10 protein-coding genes are annotated in these 16655 nt (G+C 51.9%); 3 read left to right on the plus strand and 7 right to left on the minus strand.

Translation table 11 applies throughout. The features are described 5' to 3' along the window. Positions 1 to 26 precede the first annotated feature (26 nt). The gene (locus BUB73_RS14610; protein WP_073237446.1) at positions 27 to 419 is read right to left on the minus strand and encodes an NADH-quinone oxidoreductase subunit A; all 393 of its coding nucleotides are present in this window, start codon (positions 417 to 419) and stop codon (positions 27 to 29) included. A 68-nt stretch (positions 420 to 487) separates the two neighbouring features. Here BUB73_RS14610 and BUB73_RS17765 point away from each other — a divergent pair, with 68 nt between their 5' ends. Beyond that, positions 488 to 1345, plus strand: coding sequence for an FISUMP domain-containing protein (locus BUB73_RS17765; RefSeq protein WP_083539813.1), 858 nt, complete (start codon positions 488 to 490; stop codon positions 1343 to 1345). 52 nt (positions 1346 to 1397) lie between these two features. On the opposite strand, the gene BUB73_RS17770 is transcribed toward BUB73_RS17765, so the two are convergent. The 3 genes from BUB73_RS17770 to BUB73_RS14630 form a co-directional block, all read right to left on the minus strand. Beyond that, the gene (locus BUB73_RS17770) at positions 1398 to 2534 is read right to left on the minus strand and encodes a hypothetical protein (RefSeq protein WP_088658920.1); all 1137 of its coding nucleotides are present in this window, start codon (positions 2532 to 2534) and stop codon (positions 1398 to 1400) included. A gap of 258 nt (positions 2535 to 2792) precedes the next feature. Next, positions 2793 to 6650, minus strand: coding sequence for a fibro-slime domain-containing protein (locus BUB73_RS14625; RefSeq protein WP_254795035.1), 3858 nt, complete (start codon positions 6648 to 6650; stop codon positions 2793 to 2795). 316 nt (positions 6651 to 6966) lie between these two features. Beyond that, positions 6967 to 10854 carry a fibro-slime domain-containing protein gene (locus BUB73_RS14630; RefSeq protein WP_073287014.1) on the minus strand — a complete coding sequence of 1296 codons (3888 nt, stop codon included), beginning with the start codon at positions 10852 to 10854 and terminating at the stop codon, positions 6967 to 6969. A 306-nt stretch (positions 10855 to 11160) separates the two neighbouring features. Between BUB73_RS14630 and pta the strand changes: the two genes are divergently transcribed. Then, the gene (gene pta, locus BUB73_RS14635; RefSeq protein ID WP_073287016.1) at positions 11161 to 12552 is read left to right on the plus strand and encodes a phosphate acetyltransferase; all 1392 of its coding nucleotides are present in this window, start codon (positions 11161 to 11163) and stop codon (positions 12550 to 12552) included. Between the two features lie 189 nt (positions 12553 to 12741). After that, positions 12742 to 14232 carry a flotillin family protein gene (locus BUB73_RS14640; RefSeq protein ID WP_073287019.1) on the plus strand — a complete coding sequence of 497 codons (1491 nt, stop codon included), beginning with the start codon at positions 12742 to 12744 and terminating at the stop codon, positions 14230 to 14232. 63 nt (positions 14233 to 14295) lie between these two features. Here the strand turns inward: BUB73_RS14640 and BUB73_RS14645 are convergent, their stop codons facing one another. The 3 genes from BUB73_RS14645 to BUB73_RS14650 form a co-directional block, all read right to left on the minus strand. Beyond that, positions 14296 to 15093 (minus strand): hypothetical protein, encoded by a 798-nt coding sequence (locus BUB73_RS14645; protein ID WP_073161159.1) that lies wholly within the window; start codon positions 15091 to 15093, stop codon positions 14296 to 14298. Beyond that, the gene (locus BUB73_RS17445; RefSeq protein ID WP_158236530.1) at positions 15090 to 15233 is read right to left on the minus strand and encodes a hypothetical protein; all 144 of its coding nucleotides are present in this window, start codon (positions 15231 to 15233) and stop codon (positions 15090 to 15092) included. Before BUB73_RS17445 ends, BUB73_RS14645 begins: the two co-directional genes overlap by 4 nt. A gap of 75 nt (positions 15234 to 15308) precedes the next feature. Continuing rightward, positions 15309 to 16646, minus strand: a complete 1338-nt coding sequence (locus BUB73_RS14650; protein WP_073237430.1) for an ATP-dependent 6-phosphofructokinase — start codon at positions 16644 to 16646, stop codon at positions 15309 to 15311. Positions 16647 to 16655 lie beyond the last annotated feature (9 nt).

Here is a 16655-nt window from a genome sequence, read left to right on the forward strand (position 1 = left end):
AGATAGAATATCTGTGGATTCAGGAATTAGTCCTGAATGCGAGTCCAGTTCAGCACGCCCTTCTTCATGAGGTAGCAGTAACCGGCTTCGAGAATCACCAGGAAGGCGAGAAGAACAAAGAGCAATTCCCAACCACCAGCCAGGAACTGGATGGTCCAGGGGTAGAGGAATGCAACTTCGAGGTCGAACACCAGGAACAGCATTGCCACCATGTAGTACTTGACCGGGTAGCGTTCGCTGGAGGTGCCGGATACATGGGCGATACCACATTCATAGGAGGTACCCTTGATGGCGGTTTCCTTGATTTTGCCCGGATGCAGAAGCCAGTTGGCAACCAAGAGGACAGTGGGGATGCAGAGGGCCAAAATGACCAGGATGGTCATGGCAAAAGTGGTGTCGAAAATTTCAACGTTCGTCATAGTGAGCACAAAGATAGTAAAAAACTTTTTGCTGTTTAGGTATGGTTTTGTAAACTATATTTGAGCCTATGAAAAAGATCACTGCATTATTGGGATTTGTGGGTGTAGTGAGCATGATTTCGGCTTGTTCCGATACCATCTCAGACGTTGATGTGATAATTGCTGAGCAGGATAGCTCTATTTCCAGCGATTCTAACGCCCCTCAGGGTGACGCTCCTGCATCATCGTCTTCTAAGAAGGATTCTGGGGTACAGGCTGAAGTCAAGTCTAGTGGTTCTGTCGTAACAGATACTGTCAACAAGACTGTGTATTTGTCTTCTGCCAGCAATTATGAGACCCCCTACATTAGTAGCGGTGTTTTCTGCTGGAGCGAAAAGTGCGAAGCGGCTGCGGTTACCTCCAGCGCTAGCATGGAAACCATCGTTATTGGAGTCTCTTCCGAGGCGGAAGTGTGGCCCAACGTAACAGAAACTCAGATGGTTGACCTGCGAGACAACAAGACCTACGCCTTGAAGACTATCGCCGGTGTTCATTGGATGACCCAGAACCTGAATTACGAAACCAAGGCCAATAGTTTCTGCCCCACTAAGGACGGTGCTGATATGTGTGCCAAGTATGGCAGGTATTATACCTATGCCGCAGCATTGTCCGCCTGCCCCACTGGATGGAGACTTCCTACCGAGGCAGAAGTTCTCGCGCTGGATAATGCTGTAGAACATGAATGGTGGTCCATTGGCGGCCGTGTGAACGTTGAAGAAGGCAATAGCTTTGGAAATGAAGGTGACCAGGGATATATCTGGTACGAAGATAACGGAACCAACAATTCCTATCGTATCAAGAACTATTCTGGCGATAGACCTCACGAAGTCCAGCATGTGGGTGGCGATACTCGTGCCTACAACGTTCGCTGTGTAGAAAACAAGTAAGACTTTCTTGGAACTGTAAGAGAGTTCGCGGTTGTAATCGCGGGCTCTTTTTTTATGGCTGGCTTCTTGCTGTTCCGTCAGCGCAAAAAAGACCGCGCGAAATAAATCGCGCGGTCCTTTTGGTTTGGTTGGTTTGGAGGGATTTCTTTTTGTCTGGAGTTACGGCCTTGTTCGGCGGACTCCCCAGAGCTTGTCGCGGGTCTGGTTCAGTATGGTCTTGCCGTTGACTTCTATTCTTAATTCCAGTCGTCCGATGTAGACGCCGGTTCCGACCAGTCTGCCGGTTCTGTCGCGCATGTTCCATGCCAGGAAGAGGCGTTCCCCTTCGTGGTCTAGGCAGGAACCATTGATTCAGATGTTCTGCGTTACGGCACTTTCCTTTCCAGTCAAAATTCTCATTTCGGACGGGGACACCGTTCTTTCCCAGTTTGCGTTCCACCATGCCTTCCAGCACCTGGTCGAGACTGGCGGTGTAGTCAATGAGATTGCGGTCTTCTTCGGTGTAGTCCCTCTTGGACATGGGGGAATTGGGCCAGCAGAGGTTTACGTTGTCGCCGCCGAAGTCTGCGCTGGTTCCCACGCCGCCGAATGTGTCGGTGCAGTGGTCCGCGCCGTCGCCCAGGTTGCAGAGGCTTTCGTCGCGGGTGGTGGGCCTGAATTTCTTGTGGTTGTCGCGGCTGCCGTCATACCAGTCGAACATCATGACGGGGAGTTTTCTGGTGGGGCAATCTCCCAGGATGCCTGGGTATTGGGTAAAGAGGGCGGGTGCGTCTGCCTTATAGGCGCGAATCCAGAGGGTGTCGCCTTCGGCCGCCAGACTGTCCAGGCTGATTTCGTTTTCGGTGCCGGGGGCTTTAGAAACGACGCCTTCTGCGCTGTAGAATTTGTTTCCTACGGTCTGCTTGAAATAGACGCTGAACTCACCATCGGGTTTGCTGATTTTCGTTTCGTACCAGCCGCAGTATTTGTCTACGGCAGTCATGACACCGATGGAATCTCCGTTGACGTAGGCGATGGCGTTGGTGTTGGTCCAGGGGGCAAGAAAACGGAGGACTTTGGCCGGGGTTTTTGTTGCGGGAGTTTCGTTGCCCGGGCGGTCTGTGTTGTTGGTACCGGGTCTAGCGGCAACGAGACATGCGCTCAAGGCGAGTCCCATGAGGATTGTTTTGGAGAGATTCTTACACCACATATAGATTTCTCCTTCTAAACACCCATTTGCTCTAATCCCATTTTTAGACGAAGTGTTTAGAAATAATTTCAAATATTTGAAGAAGTTTTCCAAAAATATTTAAAATCTTGTAAAAATCAATGTTTTTTTAAAATAACTGTGTAAGAATTTGTTGATTTTGTTTAGTAAGTGTGTAAAAATGAAGGTCAGCGGGCAAAAAAAAGAAAAGGCGCCGGCATTTGGCCGGACACCTTTAATGAGAGAGGTTTAATTTCTTTTCTAGAGCCCGAATTCTAGGCCAAGCTTGTTGACTTTTCCACGGCGCACGCCCCAGAGCTTGTCGCGGGTCTGATGCATGGTGGTCTTGCCGTTTACGATAATCTTCAGTTCCAGTCGGGCGATATACACACCGGTTCCCACGAGGCGGCCGTTGTTGGAGCGCATGTTCCAGGCCAGGAAGATCTTGCCCTTGTTCTTCATGCAGCCTTCTTCGCCATAGATTTCCTTGTCGGAGCACTTGATGGACTTGGAAGTTCCGCCCACATATTCGCCATACTGGCTGTAGTAACGTGTACGGTAGAAGAGTTCTATGGCGTCGTCTGCAATCAGGGACTTGGAACCGTTGCGGAATTCTTCGATGTTGTATTCGTTCAGGGTGCCGTCCTTGATGGCGTCAATGACGGTCTGGCTGACTCCGGCCTGCTTCAATTTTTCATCAAGTAGACCTGCCCTGATCGAGTTGAACAAATCCGTCTGGGTGGTGGTCGAAATGGAACTGATTTCGGTCAGGGTGTCCCTGCTGGCTTCAATATTGTCTTCGGTCAGTTTGGCTATGATGCCCTTTTCTTCTGCTGTTAGGGCGGACTGGTAATTGCTTTCGTTGATAGTACCTTCCATGATGGCGATGACGGTGGCTTCGCTAAAGCCGAAGTTTTCGCCAACCACTCCGGTTCTGATATCGGCAAAGACCTGCGTCAGGGCTTCTTCTTCGCTGATGCATATATATGTCGTATCGTAGGTCGTGGTGCTTCCCAGCTGAGATTCTATGAATGCGTCCAGCGAGTTGATGTCCTTCTGGGTTTCTTCCAACATGATCTTGGAAATGTCGTAGTCAATGAGGCTGCCCTGAACACCGAGGGAGTCGCCGATCTGCTGAGCGTCCTGGGTAGTGTTGGTGATCAGCAGGCTCTGTGTGACGGTATCCTTCTTGATGATGCCGTAGGGGTCATCGCCGATAGAAATGACTCCCGGACTTTCGTTGGTCAGTTCCTGGTCGCCAGTGATGGTTACCCAGGCGTTGTCCTTGTGGGGAGCGTTGCCAACAAGGTCGATGGTCTCGTTTGCGGAACCGTTTCCGGGGACAAAGCGGATCAGGTCTCCATTGTTGGGCAATACGGCGTCCTGTGTGGTCGAACTATAAACCAGGGTCATGGTATTGCCGCTACCGGATTGCAGTACCGGGGTTTCGGGATTCTCGTTGATGCCACCGCGCATGCAGATAAATTCAAACATGGTGGCGAACTGAATACGGGAATCGTCTGAGATGGCTTCGCTGAAAGTCAGTGCCAGGTGGCGGTTACCATCGTTGCTCTTGGACTTCACGGCACTTACGATAATGGGGCCCATGCCGTCGCTGATGGGTTCGTTTTCCTTGTAGAACTGACTTGTCTTTCCATTGTCCTTGTAGGTGAACCAGTTGTTCAGGGAACCTGTGTAGATATTGGTTGCACCTCCGGTGAACTGGCGGCTACCGAAACCACACTTGGCATCGGTGCATTTTTCAACATCGATATCTTCGGCGGTCAGGACGATGGTATTGTTGTTGATGAGTCTGAACTTGTCGGTTGCCATAAAGGCTTCGCCAAATTCAAACTGAATGGAATCCAGACGGCTCTTGTCAGAAAGGCTTCTGTCGAACTGTGCATATAGGCTGTCGGCTCGACCGTCACCGTTTCTGTCAAAAATGGTTGCTGTAACGATCTGCGGAATTGGCGGATCGGCAAAATTCAATTTTGTCCAGGCAGAAGAACCTGCTGCTGCGCCCTTGATGGTAAGTGTTGCTCCGGTAACAGGGGCGTTGGCGTGTACGTAGAAGGTGGCTCTGCCGTTGGAATCCAGGTTGACGGAAGTAATCTTCTTTCCGCCGATGGTATCAAGAATGTCGATGTTTACGTCAGAGAAGGACAGGTTGATCTTTCTGTTATAATTATTGACTGTAGCCCATTCTTCAAAGAAGGTGATGTTGACCTGGTAGGTGGCGTAAGCCCATTCGCCGATCTGAGTGGTGTCGCCAGAAACGGCCGTGCCGAGGACTGTCCAGTCTTCCTTTGCGAATGCTACGCTGGGGAGGTCGTAGGCAGGGACGGTAATTTCGACCTTTGTAGTCTGGCTGGGATCGGACTTCAGGGTGATTTCCAGGAAGTAGTGGCCCGGAGCCAGGGCGCCGTTAGCCTTGATGGCTTCTACGTTGACGCTGAATGTAGAGTCGCTGGTAATGTTGAGGCCTTCGTAATGCAAGCCCACATCAAGAATCTGGGGTTCAGAAAGATTGCCGCCGGTAAGCTTGAATGTGGAAGCGCCGCCTGTAGTATCCGTTTCTGTAGAGTTGGCGTCATAACCGCAGGAAAGCTTGTTCTTCTTATTGACCTGCCAGACTTTGTAATTGGTTTCATCACCCAGGGGGATGGACGTTACGAAAATGGAGGCGTCCACCTGCAGGTCGATGGATGTACGCATACGGAAATTAGAAGAACTGGTATGGCGTTCCACATAGAAAATATGGAAGTCATAGGTAGTTCCTTCGACAAGTCCCATGGTGTCCAGGTCTACGGCACCTGCAACCTGTCGGTGCTGGCCACCGATATCTACTGCCAGGCGGTTGTCGATAAAGACCCACACGTCGTCATCGCCGTAGAAGTCGAAGTACTGACCGGGAACGTATTCAAAGGTGGCTTGGATCTTGACGGCGAAACCGAAGTTATGCTTCTGGCCGTTGCCTAGCTGGTCAAAGTAGGGATTCTTGACGGTCTTGGCGTCATCCAGGAATTCAAAGTCGTCTACAAGGAACATGCCGCCCTTGGTGGCGTCATTTCCTTCGGAAACATTGTCAGAGGAAACTTCGGCCAGCCAGAAACCTTCCTTGTCCATAGAGATGTAAATGTCGCGGCAGGTCATGTTGGTGTACTGGGTGCCGGCGGCATCGGTAGCCACCACTTCGGGCAGGAACCAGTTTGCCAGGTGGGTGGTAATCTTGCAGTCTCCAGGGAACGGATCTGCGGGAACGGGAACGCCGTTGGGACCCAGATTCTTCTGGACCATGCCTCCCATATATCCCTTGTTGTTGTTGGATCCGCCACAACCGCCAGAACCGAAGTCGGCGCTGACACCGTTGGCGGGGTCGCCGTTCTTGCCGGGATCGTCACCGTCGCCCTTGTCGCCATGAAGCCAGTCAAATACGGTAACGGGGAATTTCTTGAGGGGGCAGTCTCCTAGGACGCCGGGGTACTTGGAGAATAAGGCGGGAACGTCTGCCTTGTAACCCTGCACCCAGATGGTGTCGGAAATGCTGGCGATGGAATCCAGGGAGATTTCGCTGGCGATGGTCGGTTCGGTGATGGTGACGCCTTCTGCGCCTACATAGTTACGACCGACAGTCTGTTTGAAGTAAACCTTGAGTCCATTTTCGGGAGTTTTGACCGATGCGGCGAACCAGCCACAATAATTCTTGATGGGCTGCATGATGCCCACGGAGTCGCCGTTCATGAAGAGGATGGCGTTGGTGTTGCTCCAGGGGGTAAAGAAGGCGATCGTCTTTCGGCTGCCGGGTTCTTCGAGAGTCAGCTTGCCGTCTTTGCCGAGTGTGGCTGTTGCTGAAGTGGCTCCGTCCTTGAAGAGGTCCGCGCCCCTGATGGTGACGTTTCTGCGCTGGACTGTCAGGGGAGTATTGCAGTTCCTGTTGGTGTATAAATTGATGGTGACGTTCTTGGCATCCACTGTAGAGAAAGAAATGCCATTGGCGAGGCTTGTACATCTCGTGAGATTGTTTCTGCCTGAAGTAACGGTGTAATAGAGATTTCCGTCGGCGTATTCCACGTCAGCGGTGTAATCTGCGGCGAACGCTGCGGCCGAAAGGCCCAAGACTAACCCTGCCTGTGCGATCGCACGAAGGGGTTTAAATTTGTTAAACGAAACAAGGGAAGGCAACTTCCTTGCCTTCTCAAGAAGTACTCTACACACCATCCAATCTCTCCTTAGTGAGGCTCGCTACACCAAACGAGTCTCTAGGTCTCCGTAGAAATAAATTATTCCTGATTGGAATGCAACAAGTAAAGAGTGCGTTTTTGTAAAAATACCGGAGAAAACTTTTTTTGAGGCCTTTTTGGGGGAGTTCGTTCCAAAAAAAATCCCCCTTTGGCAGGGGGATTCCGTGTAAGAATTTTTTAGAACAGTCTAATTAGAGACCAAGGTCAATGGCGTTAACCTGACCGCGACGGACGCCCCAGAGGAAGTCCTGGGTCTTGTCGGTAATGGTCTTGGTGTTTACCTTGATCTTGATTTCCAGACGGGCGATGTAGACACCGGTTGCGGCGAGTCTTCCGTTGTCTGCGCGCATGTTCCAGGCCAGGAACAGCTTGCCGTCGGAATCCAGGCAGTTCTTGCGTCCGCCATCCTTGAAGATGTCGTCGTTACAGGTCAGTCTGCCGGTCTGACCGCTAACATAGTGGCCAAGGCTGGTGTAGTAGAAGGTCTTGTAAGTCAGCACGGTGCTTTCTGCAACGGTAGAGACGATGTTCTTGATGTCGGCTTCGGTACCGCTGGAGTAGTAGTGCAGATTTTCGACATTCAGAAGACCGTTTTCGTAAGCGTCTACGATGACTTCGCTGAGGTCAAATCTGTCCTTGGCTTCACCGATGCTCATGGTACCGTTTGCGACGGCGGCGATGATTTCATCGATGGTGTAGGTCTTGTCGGCGTTAGCGGGATCGTTTGCTGCCTTCTTGTCTACGTAGCTGGGAGTGCTCTGAACGGCCTTCACAATTTCGGCAATCTCATTTTCTACCAACTGTGCCATGTCCAGGTCTCCCAGGTAATGACCCTGTGTGCCGTAAACTGCGGCGACCTGCTCTGCGCTCATGGCCTGTTCGCTAACGACCAGCTTCGGAACCGTGGCGTTGGGGTTGGTAATGATTTCCTTTGCGCTCTCGAAATTCTCTGCGGCAGGATCCAGGGCCACAACCTTCGGGCTGGTAACGGTAACCTTCTGCTCGCCGGTGATTCGTACCCAGGGGTTTCCTTCGTGGGGGAGAATTCCGATTAGGTCGTGAGCCTGTCCGCCCATAGAGGGAACCGTGAACCTGATGGAGTCGCCTACGGCAGGGACGATATCCTGTGTGCTACCCTTGGAGAATACAAGACTCCACTGGTTGGGCTGTCCTGCGCCGATTCTTCCGGGGGTCTTTACTACAGTATGAAGAACCTTGTCCTTCCAGCAGTGGAAACTGAACAAATCAATGTTTGCGTTTTCCTCGTTGACGCCTTCACTGAAGGACAGTCTCAGGAACGTATTACCGTCGCTCATGTATTCAATTTCAGCGGCGACGATAACAGGACCGACTCTGTCGTACAGGATGCCTTCCACAGGGAAGTAGGACTGCTTGCCGGATTCGTCAGTGTAGGTGTAGTAAACGGTAATCTTTCCGTTGTAGGGAGCCATTGCACCGCCGGTATAGATCGAGGTGCTGAATCCCGAACCACTTGCAACGACATAGGCGAAATCTTCACCGTCGTTGTAGACTGCCTTGTAGGGGGTATCGAAATTGCTACCGAATACGAACTTCAGGGAATCCAGAACGCTCTGGCCGCCGAGGGCCTTGTTGAAGTGAAGCCAGATGCTGTCAGCGCGTCCATCGCCATTTCTGTCGTAGATGAATGCGGAATCAATCTGCGGAACAGGCGGGACTGCAATGTTGATGTTTGTCCAGTCTACAGAAGCGTTCTTGGCGCCTGCACTCTTGATTGTCAAGGTGGCGTTAATCACTTCGTCCTGGGCCTTGATATAGAAGCTGGCATGGCCTGCTACCAGGACCACTTCGTCAATGATGTTGCCCAGGGAGTCGCATGCGATCAGGTTCGGGTTAGTAGAAATGATGGATACTGCGATACCGCTATAGATAGTAGCCCATTCTTCTGCATACATGATGTTGACGGGGTAGGAGCGTCCTGCCCACATACGTTCAGTACGGTCGAGGTTAACAGGGAGAGTATCGCTGGAAACGTCGCGGGAGATCTCGTTACCGAATGCGTGCCAGTACTGGGTGTAGCAAGTGGAGTCCATTGTGGAATCTGCCGTTTCGCTGATGTTGGCGACACAGTAGCTAGAATCCTTGACGCTTGCGTATGCCAGGTTGGGCAGTTCGTAGGGATCCACGGTAAAGTAGACGTCCTTGTACTGGTCGGGACTGTCGCGGAGGGCTACGCGTACGTAGTAGGTTCCCGGCGGTAGACTCTGTGCAAAGCCGATCGCCTGCAGGTCAATGGTAAGCATGGTATAGTCATTGGTGACCTTGATACCGCTATAGTAGGCGGAATCAAGCTTGGAGAGGGCGATGCCTCCCTTGGCCAGACTCTTACCGAACAAGGTGAATGTTGAGGGGCCGAGAGTGGTGTCGCGAAGTTCGGGGCTTGTAGAGAAGTCGCAGGCCAGGGCGGTCTTACGGACAATCTGCCAAACTTCCTTCTGGATAACCTTTTCGCCACCGGGAATGTCCTTCAGGAACATGCTGGCGTCAGTCTTCAGGTCGATAGACGTACGCATCTTGAAGTTGGATTCATCCTTGTGACGTTCTGCGTAGAAAATGTGGAACGGGTAGGTTTCGCCAGGAATCAGGGGGTCGCCTGTATCCTGTCCGATGGTATCCAGCTTTACAGAACCGCTAACCTGGTGATGTTGGCCGCCGATATCCACCACAAGCTTGTTGTTGATGAAAACCCACACATCGTCATCGCCGTAGAATTCAAAGTACTGGCCCCTTACATATTCAAACTGGGCCTGGATCTTCATGGTAAAGCCATAGTTGTGGGTACCGATATTTTCGCCACCGTTGATCCAGTCGAAGTTGGGGTTGGGAACAGTTCCTGCCTCATCCAGGAATTTGAAGTCATCCAGGAAGAAGAGACCCTTTTCGGGGCTTTCCAGGTTCTTCTGACCCAGCCAGAAACCCTTGTTGTCCAGAGTCAGTTCCAGATCACGGCAAGTGGCGTTGGTGTACTGGTTGCCGGCGGCATCGGTTGCCAAGACTTCGGGCAGGAACCAGTAATCAAGGTGATCCGTAATTTCGCATTCCTTGGGGAAGTTCTTTGCCCTGACAGGAACTCCGTTGGGGCCAAGTTCCCTTTCGACCATGCCCAGGCGGGCCTTGTAGGCGTTGTCTTCGCCCTTACATCCGCCGGTACCGAAGTCCTGGCTTGTAGTGCCTGCCTGTGCGATTGCGTTCTTTTCATCACCCTGGTCGCCGTGGAGCCAGTCGAACATCATGACGGGCAGTTTCTTTACAGGGCAGTCGCCGAGAATTTCGGGGAATGCGGTAGAAATCTCGGGTTCGCCATACTGGTTGGCCACGATCCAGAGTTCCTTGCCGATGGCCAGTGCGGAGTCCAGCTTGATTTCGTCTTCGATGTCGATGGGTTCCTTGATGGGACCGTTCTTGCCGATGTACATGTCGCCGATAGTCTGCTTGAAGGAGACGTAGACATTCTTGGGAACAATTCTAAGGGTATCTTCGAACCATCCGCAGTAGGTTTCGCGGATGGGAGTCATGGAGTAGTCCTTGCCGTTGAGGGTCATGAGAGCCGTGGTGTTGTTCCAGGAGGGGAGCAGCCTAATAATGACCGTGGCGGAATCGGGTACCACGTATTCGTCGGGAATGCCCGGCAGAATTTCAAGAGAACCCTGACTCAGCTTGAGCCAGACTTCGTAAACGGGCTGATTCTTGATGGTCTGGTCATACTCCGGGAAAAGCGTAGCCAGGTAAGGCATATCCTTTTCTTCGGAAGTGAGGTACGTGCCGCACTTGTCCGTATTCTTTTCGCAGTTTAGACCGAAGCGAAGCCTGCGGAGTTCAGCCTTCCCGTCGTCAAGGCGTTCTTCGTTGAACTTGATTGTATAGGTACCGTCGCGTTCCTGGCTGACCAAGCTGTACTTCAGCTTTTCTTCGTTATCAGCATAGTAAAGACTGTCACCCTCGTAAATGATATGGGCGATAGCGACAGTTGCCGCATTTGCAGAAATAGTAAACAGAGCCAGGCCAACCGCCAAGCTCCGGAATAGGTTCGTCAACCGCATCCGTTCTCTCCTTAGAATTTCCCAAACAACAAAACCGCCACAAAAATAATTTTTTTTTAACATTACTCAAGTGCTTTTGTATCAATAACTTGTAAAGTTTTTTTTGTAATTGGGATACGTCGGGAAGGGAGCCGCGAACTGGAATAAGACAGGCCTATAAACGCCGATTTTGAACGTTTTTTTTTCGCAAAAAAGGCATTTTTGAAAAAAACAGGTGCTTTCGGGGAGTCAAAATCCTAATTTTTATGCCGTAAAAAGAAAAGCTAACTGGAAAAAGAACTTTAATCGAAAAATGGAGATTTCAGAATGAATCGCGTATATCTCGTAGCCTCCGAAAACATGGAAGCTAAAATCAAGGAAGCAAGTGAAGCCGTAGCCGCCGCAGGCCTCAAGGTCGCCACCTACAAGCCCGCTGTAAACGGTGCCGCTGCCGCCGCCCAGATCAAGGCCGACAAGACCGCCGTCCTCATGGAAACCATCGCCGCCGACTTCCTCAAGCAGGATTTCGAAAACGTGGACCTGGTAGTGGTAGAAGGTGCCGTAGGCATGAGCCCCGTCTGCGCCCAGGCATACAACGAAGCCCTTGCAACCGCTCTCGATTCCAAGATCTATTCCGACAACGAAGATGCCGACCTGTTCTGCCCCAAGCGCCTCCTCCATTGCCCCAAGTGCATTGCCCGCGACCTGGCTGAACCCGCCGCCGAACGCAAGACCTCCCAGGCCATGTTCCGCGCAGGCCTCCTGGTGAAGGCTTCCAAGGCTGCAAAGCGCATTGTCCTGCCCGAAGGTTCCGAACCCCGTACCGTCCAGGCCGCCGTTCTCGCTGTAGAACGTAACATTGCCGTGCCTGTTCTCGTAGGTGCCAAGTCTGAAATCGAGGCTACTGCCAAGTCCGTTGGTGTAACCCTTCCCGCCAGCATCGAAATTATCGAACCTTCCGAAGCTCTCGCCGAAAAGTATGTTCCCACCCTGGTCGAACTCCGCAAGTCCAAGGGCATGACCGAAGAACAGGCCCGCGCCGCCCTCAAGGATAACGTGACCCTCGCTACCATGATGTTGAAGATGGGTGAAGTGGACGGTCTCGTTTCCGGTGCCATCCATTCTACCGCAGACACTCTCCGCCCGGCCCTCCAGATCATCAAGTGCGCTCCCGGCGTCAAGTCCGTCAGCTCCGTGTTCTTCATGTGCCTGCCCGGTCAGACTTACGTCTATGGCGACTGCGCCATCAACCTGAACCCCACCGCCGAAGAACTGGCCGGCATCGCCCTCCAGTGCGACGATACCGCAAAGGCTTTCGGCCTTCCCAGCCGTGTGGCCATGCTCTCCTACAGCACCATCAATTCCGGTAAGGGTCCCGACGCTGACCTGGTGAAGGAAGCTACCGCCATCGCCAAGGCTGCCCGCCCCGACATGGCTCTGGATGGCCCGCTGCAGTATGACGCCGCCACCACTCCCAGCGTTGGCTCCCTGAAGGCTCCGGGTTCCGCTGTGGCTGGCAAGGCAACCGTGTTCGTGTTCCCCGACCTGTCTGCCGGTAACATCGGCTACAAGGCCGTGCAGCGTTCTGCCCGTGGCACCATCGCCATCGGTCCCATGCTCCAGGGCCTCGCCAAGCCGGTGAACGACCTGTCCCGTGGCGCCCTGGTGGAAGACATCGTCTATACCATCGCTCTGACTGCTGTTCAGGCCCAAGCTTAAAAGCTAGTTTGGCTAATGCAAAAAAGACTCGCTTGTCAGTAGGCGAGTCTTTTTTTAAGGAAAAATTTATGCAGGTTTACGCCTGTACGATTTTTCCGATTTTTTGATCCGAAGAGATAAAAAAATCGTATCTTCATTAAGGAAGAGAACAAGTTAACTAGAAGGACGAAAAATAAAAAAGGAGAACAAATGTCCACTGAAACAATCATCGCCATCGTTGGTGTGCTTGTCTTACTTTTCATCATCCTGTTCTTTGCCGCCTATATCAAGGCTGCACCGGATGAAGCCGTGATTGTATCTGGTATCCAGAAACAGCCTCGTGTTATCATTGGTCGCGCAGGTTTTTGCATTCCGTTCTTTGAACGTGCGGATCACCTGAGTTTGCAGCTTATTCCTATTGACGTGAAGACTCGTAATGCAGTCCCTACTTCTGATTACATCAATGTGGTTGTTGATGCTGTCGTGAACGTGAAGATTTCTGACGATCCTTCGAGGCTTAGGGCCTCTGCCCAGAACTTCTTGAACAAGAAGCCCGAACAGATCAAGGATATGGTGGTCGACGTTCTTGAAGGTAACATGCGTGAAATCGTGGGCCAGATGAAGCTGGTTGATATGGTGAGCGACCGTAAGCAGGTTTCTGAACGCGTCCTTGAAAATGCTATTCCGGATTTGGAAAAGCTGGGTATTATTGTGCAGACTTTCAATATCCAGAATTTTGCAGACAGCAATGGTGTTATCGAAAACTTGGGCGTAGACAAGACTGTGGCTATCCGCAAGGCAGCCGCCATTTCTAAGGCTAATGCTGAACGTGATATTAGTGTTGCCCAGTCTCAGGCCAAGAAGGAAGCTAACGATGCTGCTGTTGCCGCTGACCTGGAAATTGCTCAGAAGCAAAATGATCTGGCAGTGAAGAAGGCTAACCTGCAAAAGATTTCTGATACGGAACAGGCTATTGCTGATGCTGCCTATAAAATCCAGGAACAGAAGCAGCGTCGCGAAATTGAAATTGCCAATGCCGAAGCAAACATCGCTAAGCAGGAAAAGGAAATTGAAGTTCGCGAAAAGATGGTGGCTGTCCGCCAGAAGGAACTGGAAGCTGAAATTCAGAAGAAGGCCGAAGCTGAACGCCAGGCCATGATTCAGAAGTCTGAAGCCGACTTGTTCCAGCAACAGAAGGATGCTGAAGCAACCCGTTACACCGAGGAACAGCGCGCCGTGGCAATCACCAAGGTGGCAGAAGCAGAAAAGCAAAAGGCATTCGCTGAAGCAGCTGCTATCAAGGCCAAAGGTGAAGCTGAAGCAGACGCCGTGAAGGCCAAGGGTATTGCAGAAGCTGAAGCTCTGGACAAGAAGGCTGAAGCCATGAAGAAGTATGGTGAGGCCGCTCGTCAGGAAATGCAGCTGAAGACCTTGGAAAAATTCTTTGAACAGCTCCCTGCTGTGGCAAGCAACATCGCAAAGCCCATGGAAAAGATTGGAAGCATCACTATGTACGGCGAAGGCAATACCGCCAAGCTTACAGAAGATATTACCAAGACTCTTTCTCAGATCACCAACGGTCTTACCGATTCCGTAGGTATCGACTTGAAGACCATTGTGGGCAGCATGTTCGGTGCAAAGCTTGCAGGTGTGGGTGGTGTCAAGCAGATTGCTGAAGAAAAGAAAGATTCCGACAAGTAATCAAAAACGTTAAACACAAAACGCGACCTCATTGAGGTCGCGTTTCTTGTAGTTCATATTTTTTTACTTCTTGTCCAATCTTTCGTTGATCTTCTTCTGGAGTTCCTTCAGGTGCCAACGTCCACGTTTGTCTTCCAGGAAGTAGCTGGTACGAACGCCTCTTGCAAGGCCGCGGTCGATCAGGTCCAGGGCGTCGGCGTAACGCTTCTGGTCAAATCTCAAATCCGCCAGGAAGTAATAGTTGTACAGGTCCTTGGGGTTCTGCTGCAGGGCCATGGTCAGGTACTTGTCCGCCAGCTTCTTGTCGGGCCATGAAAGCACCAGGGGAACATAGGGCAGCATAAAGTGGGCCCTGCCTAGAATCTGCCAGTCTTCGGCTGCGGTAGAAACGTCGCGGACAATGTTGGCTACGCCGTCCTTCACAGAGGCGAGAGCTCCGCGTTCATTACCCCACATAGAAATGGCCGACGCGTACACATGGGCGATTTCCTTGTTCTTGGGGAATTGCCTGTAGGCGTTTTCGCTGATGGTCTTCAGGCTGTCCAGTTTCTGCTTACGCTTGCTCTTGTCGAAGTGAACGAATCGGAAACTGAAGAAAAGACTCTTGGTCAAACCTTCGGTCGCAGCCTCGAGAACGGAGGAGTCTGCCATGGCGGCACGATACTTCTCGATCATCAGGTTAGCATTCTTCTTGTCTGCTTTATCCCCATTGGCGCGTTCGGCGCGAGCGGTGAAACAGGAATCCGCGATACGCAAATCCTCTTTACCGTTGTAGCCGGCGTTGGCCACACCTGTAGAATCCGCGAAACCAAAGGTCGCAGAAATCGCAATCATCAGTAATGTGGCGAAGAACTTATTCATACCTTCCAGTTCTGCAGCAGCTTGTTCAGCTGGGCAATGCGGGATTTTTCTTCATCGGTGCCGTGGTAGGTCTTGAACAAGAGATACCGATACTCCATTAGAGCGGTGCGAATCAGAACTTTTTCTTCTTTCTTTAACATATACAGTTTGCGATATTGGGTAAGCGGGATTTGGGAACTTGCGTTCCCGTACCGCTAACTTTAAAAAGAATGGAATTACTTGTGGCCCTTGCCCTTGCCGGAGAAGTAGTCCTGCTGACGGGTCATACCGAGAACAGCGTGCCACAGGGTTCCGTTGGGGTTGATCTTCTTACGTTCGTTGACAGCATATTCGATAGGAACATGAGAGAACACATTGTTCATGCTGCCGACGACCATGTCGGTCTTACCGGCCATACCAGCGTGTACGGCGGCTTCAGCCAGCTGGAAGCAGAAGATGGCGTCGGTGCCCTTTGCCGGGGTGCTGCGGACCATGTAGCTGGGGTCGAAGTACTTGATGTTGATTTCCTTGCCCACGTTCTTGAAGTGTTCCTTGATCTTTCGGGTAAGGAATTCACCAATGTCGTTCTTCAGGATGTTGCCGCTGGCGTCCTTGCGTTCGGGCTGGTCGTTGAACAGTTCCTGGCCGGCGCCTTCGGCCACAGCGATCACGGCGTGAGTCTTGCCGTTGTCGTAGCGGCTTTCAAGAGCCTTGCAGAGACCTTCCAGAGTAAAGGGAACTTCGGGAACCAGGCAGATGTTCACCACGGTGGTGGCGAGTGCTGCGTATGCTGCGATGAAGCCGGAGTCGCGACCCATGAGTTTTACCAGGCCAAGACCGTTGAATGCACCGTTTGCTTCGTTATGGGCGCAGGTGATAACGTCGGTAGCACTGAGAACTGCTGTTTCGAAACCGAAGGTTCTGTCGATCAGGTTCAAGTCGTTATCAATAGTCTTGGGAATGCCGATAACGGAAATCGGCTGCTTACGCTTTTTAACTTCTTCGGCAATATCGTGGGCGCCGCGGAGGGTGCCGTCACCGCCGATACAGAAAAGCACGTTGATGTTGAGGCGCATCAAGGTGTCCACCATGACGGCTGCGTCCTGGTTACCGCGGGAGCTACCGAGAATGGTGCCGCCGTCTTCCTGGATGGCGTCAACCACATCCGGGTTCAGAACCTTGGGAGAATAACCGTACTGCGGGTTGAGACCGCGGTAACCGTAAGGGATACCGAAAATGTTGCGGACACCGTAATCAAACCACAGAGTCTGTACGAGGCCCTTGATCACGCTGTTGAGGCCGGGGCAGAGGCCGCCGCAGGTCACGATGCCTGCACGGGTCCAGGCCGGGTCGTGGAAAATGGTTTCGCGGGGGCCGGCAGCTTCCAGGCTGGGGACCGGGGTGTTGGTTTCGTAGAAGTGCTTCAGACGGTTTACGTCGGTAGTAAGGCTAACCTGTTCGCTATCAGAAGTGAACTGGATTCCCTTCATGGGGGACTTCAGAGTTCCCACGCCAACGGTTTCAATAGAAAGATCATATTCAGACGGATTCTGCAGAATATCTTCTTGAGTCATACTAGCATC

Source organism: Fibrobacter sp. UWH6, assembly GCF_900142465.1.
GTDB lineage: Bacteria > Fibrobacterota > Fibrobacteria > Fibrobacterales > Fibrobacteraceae > Fibrobacter.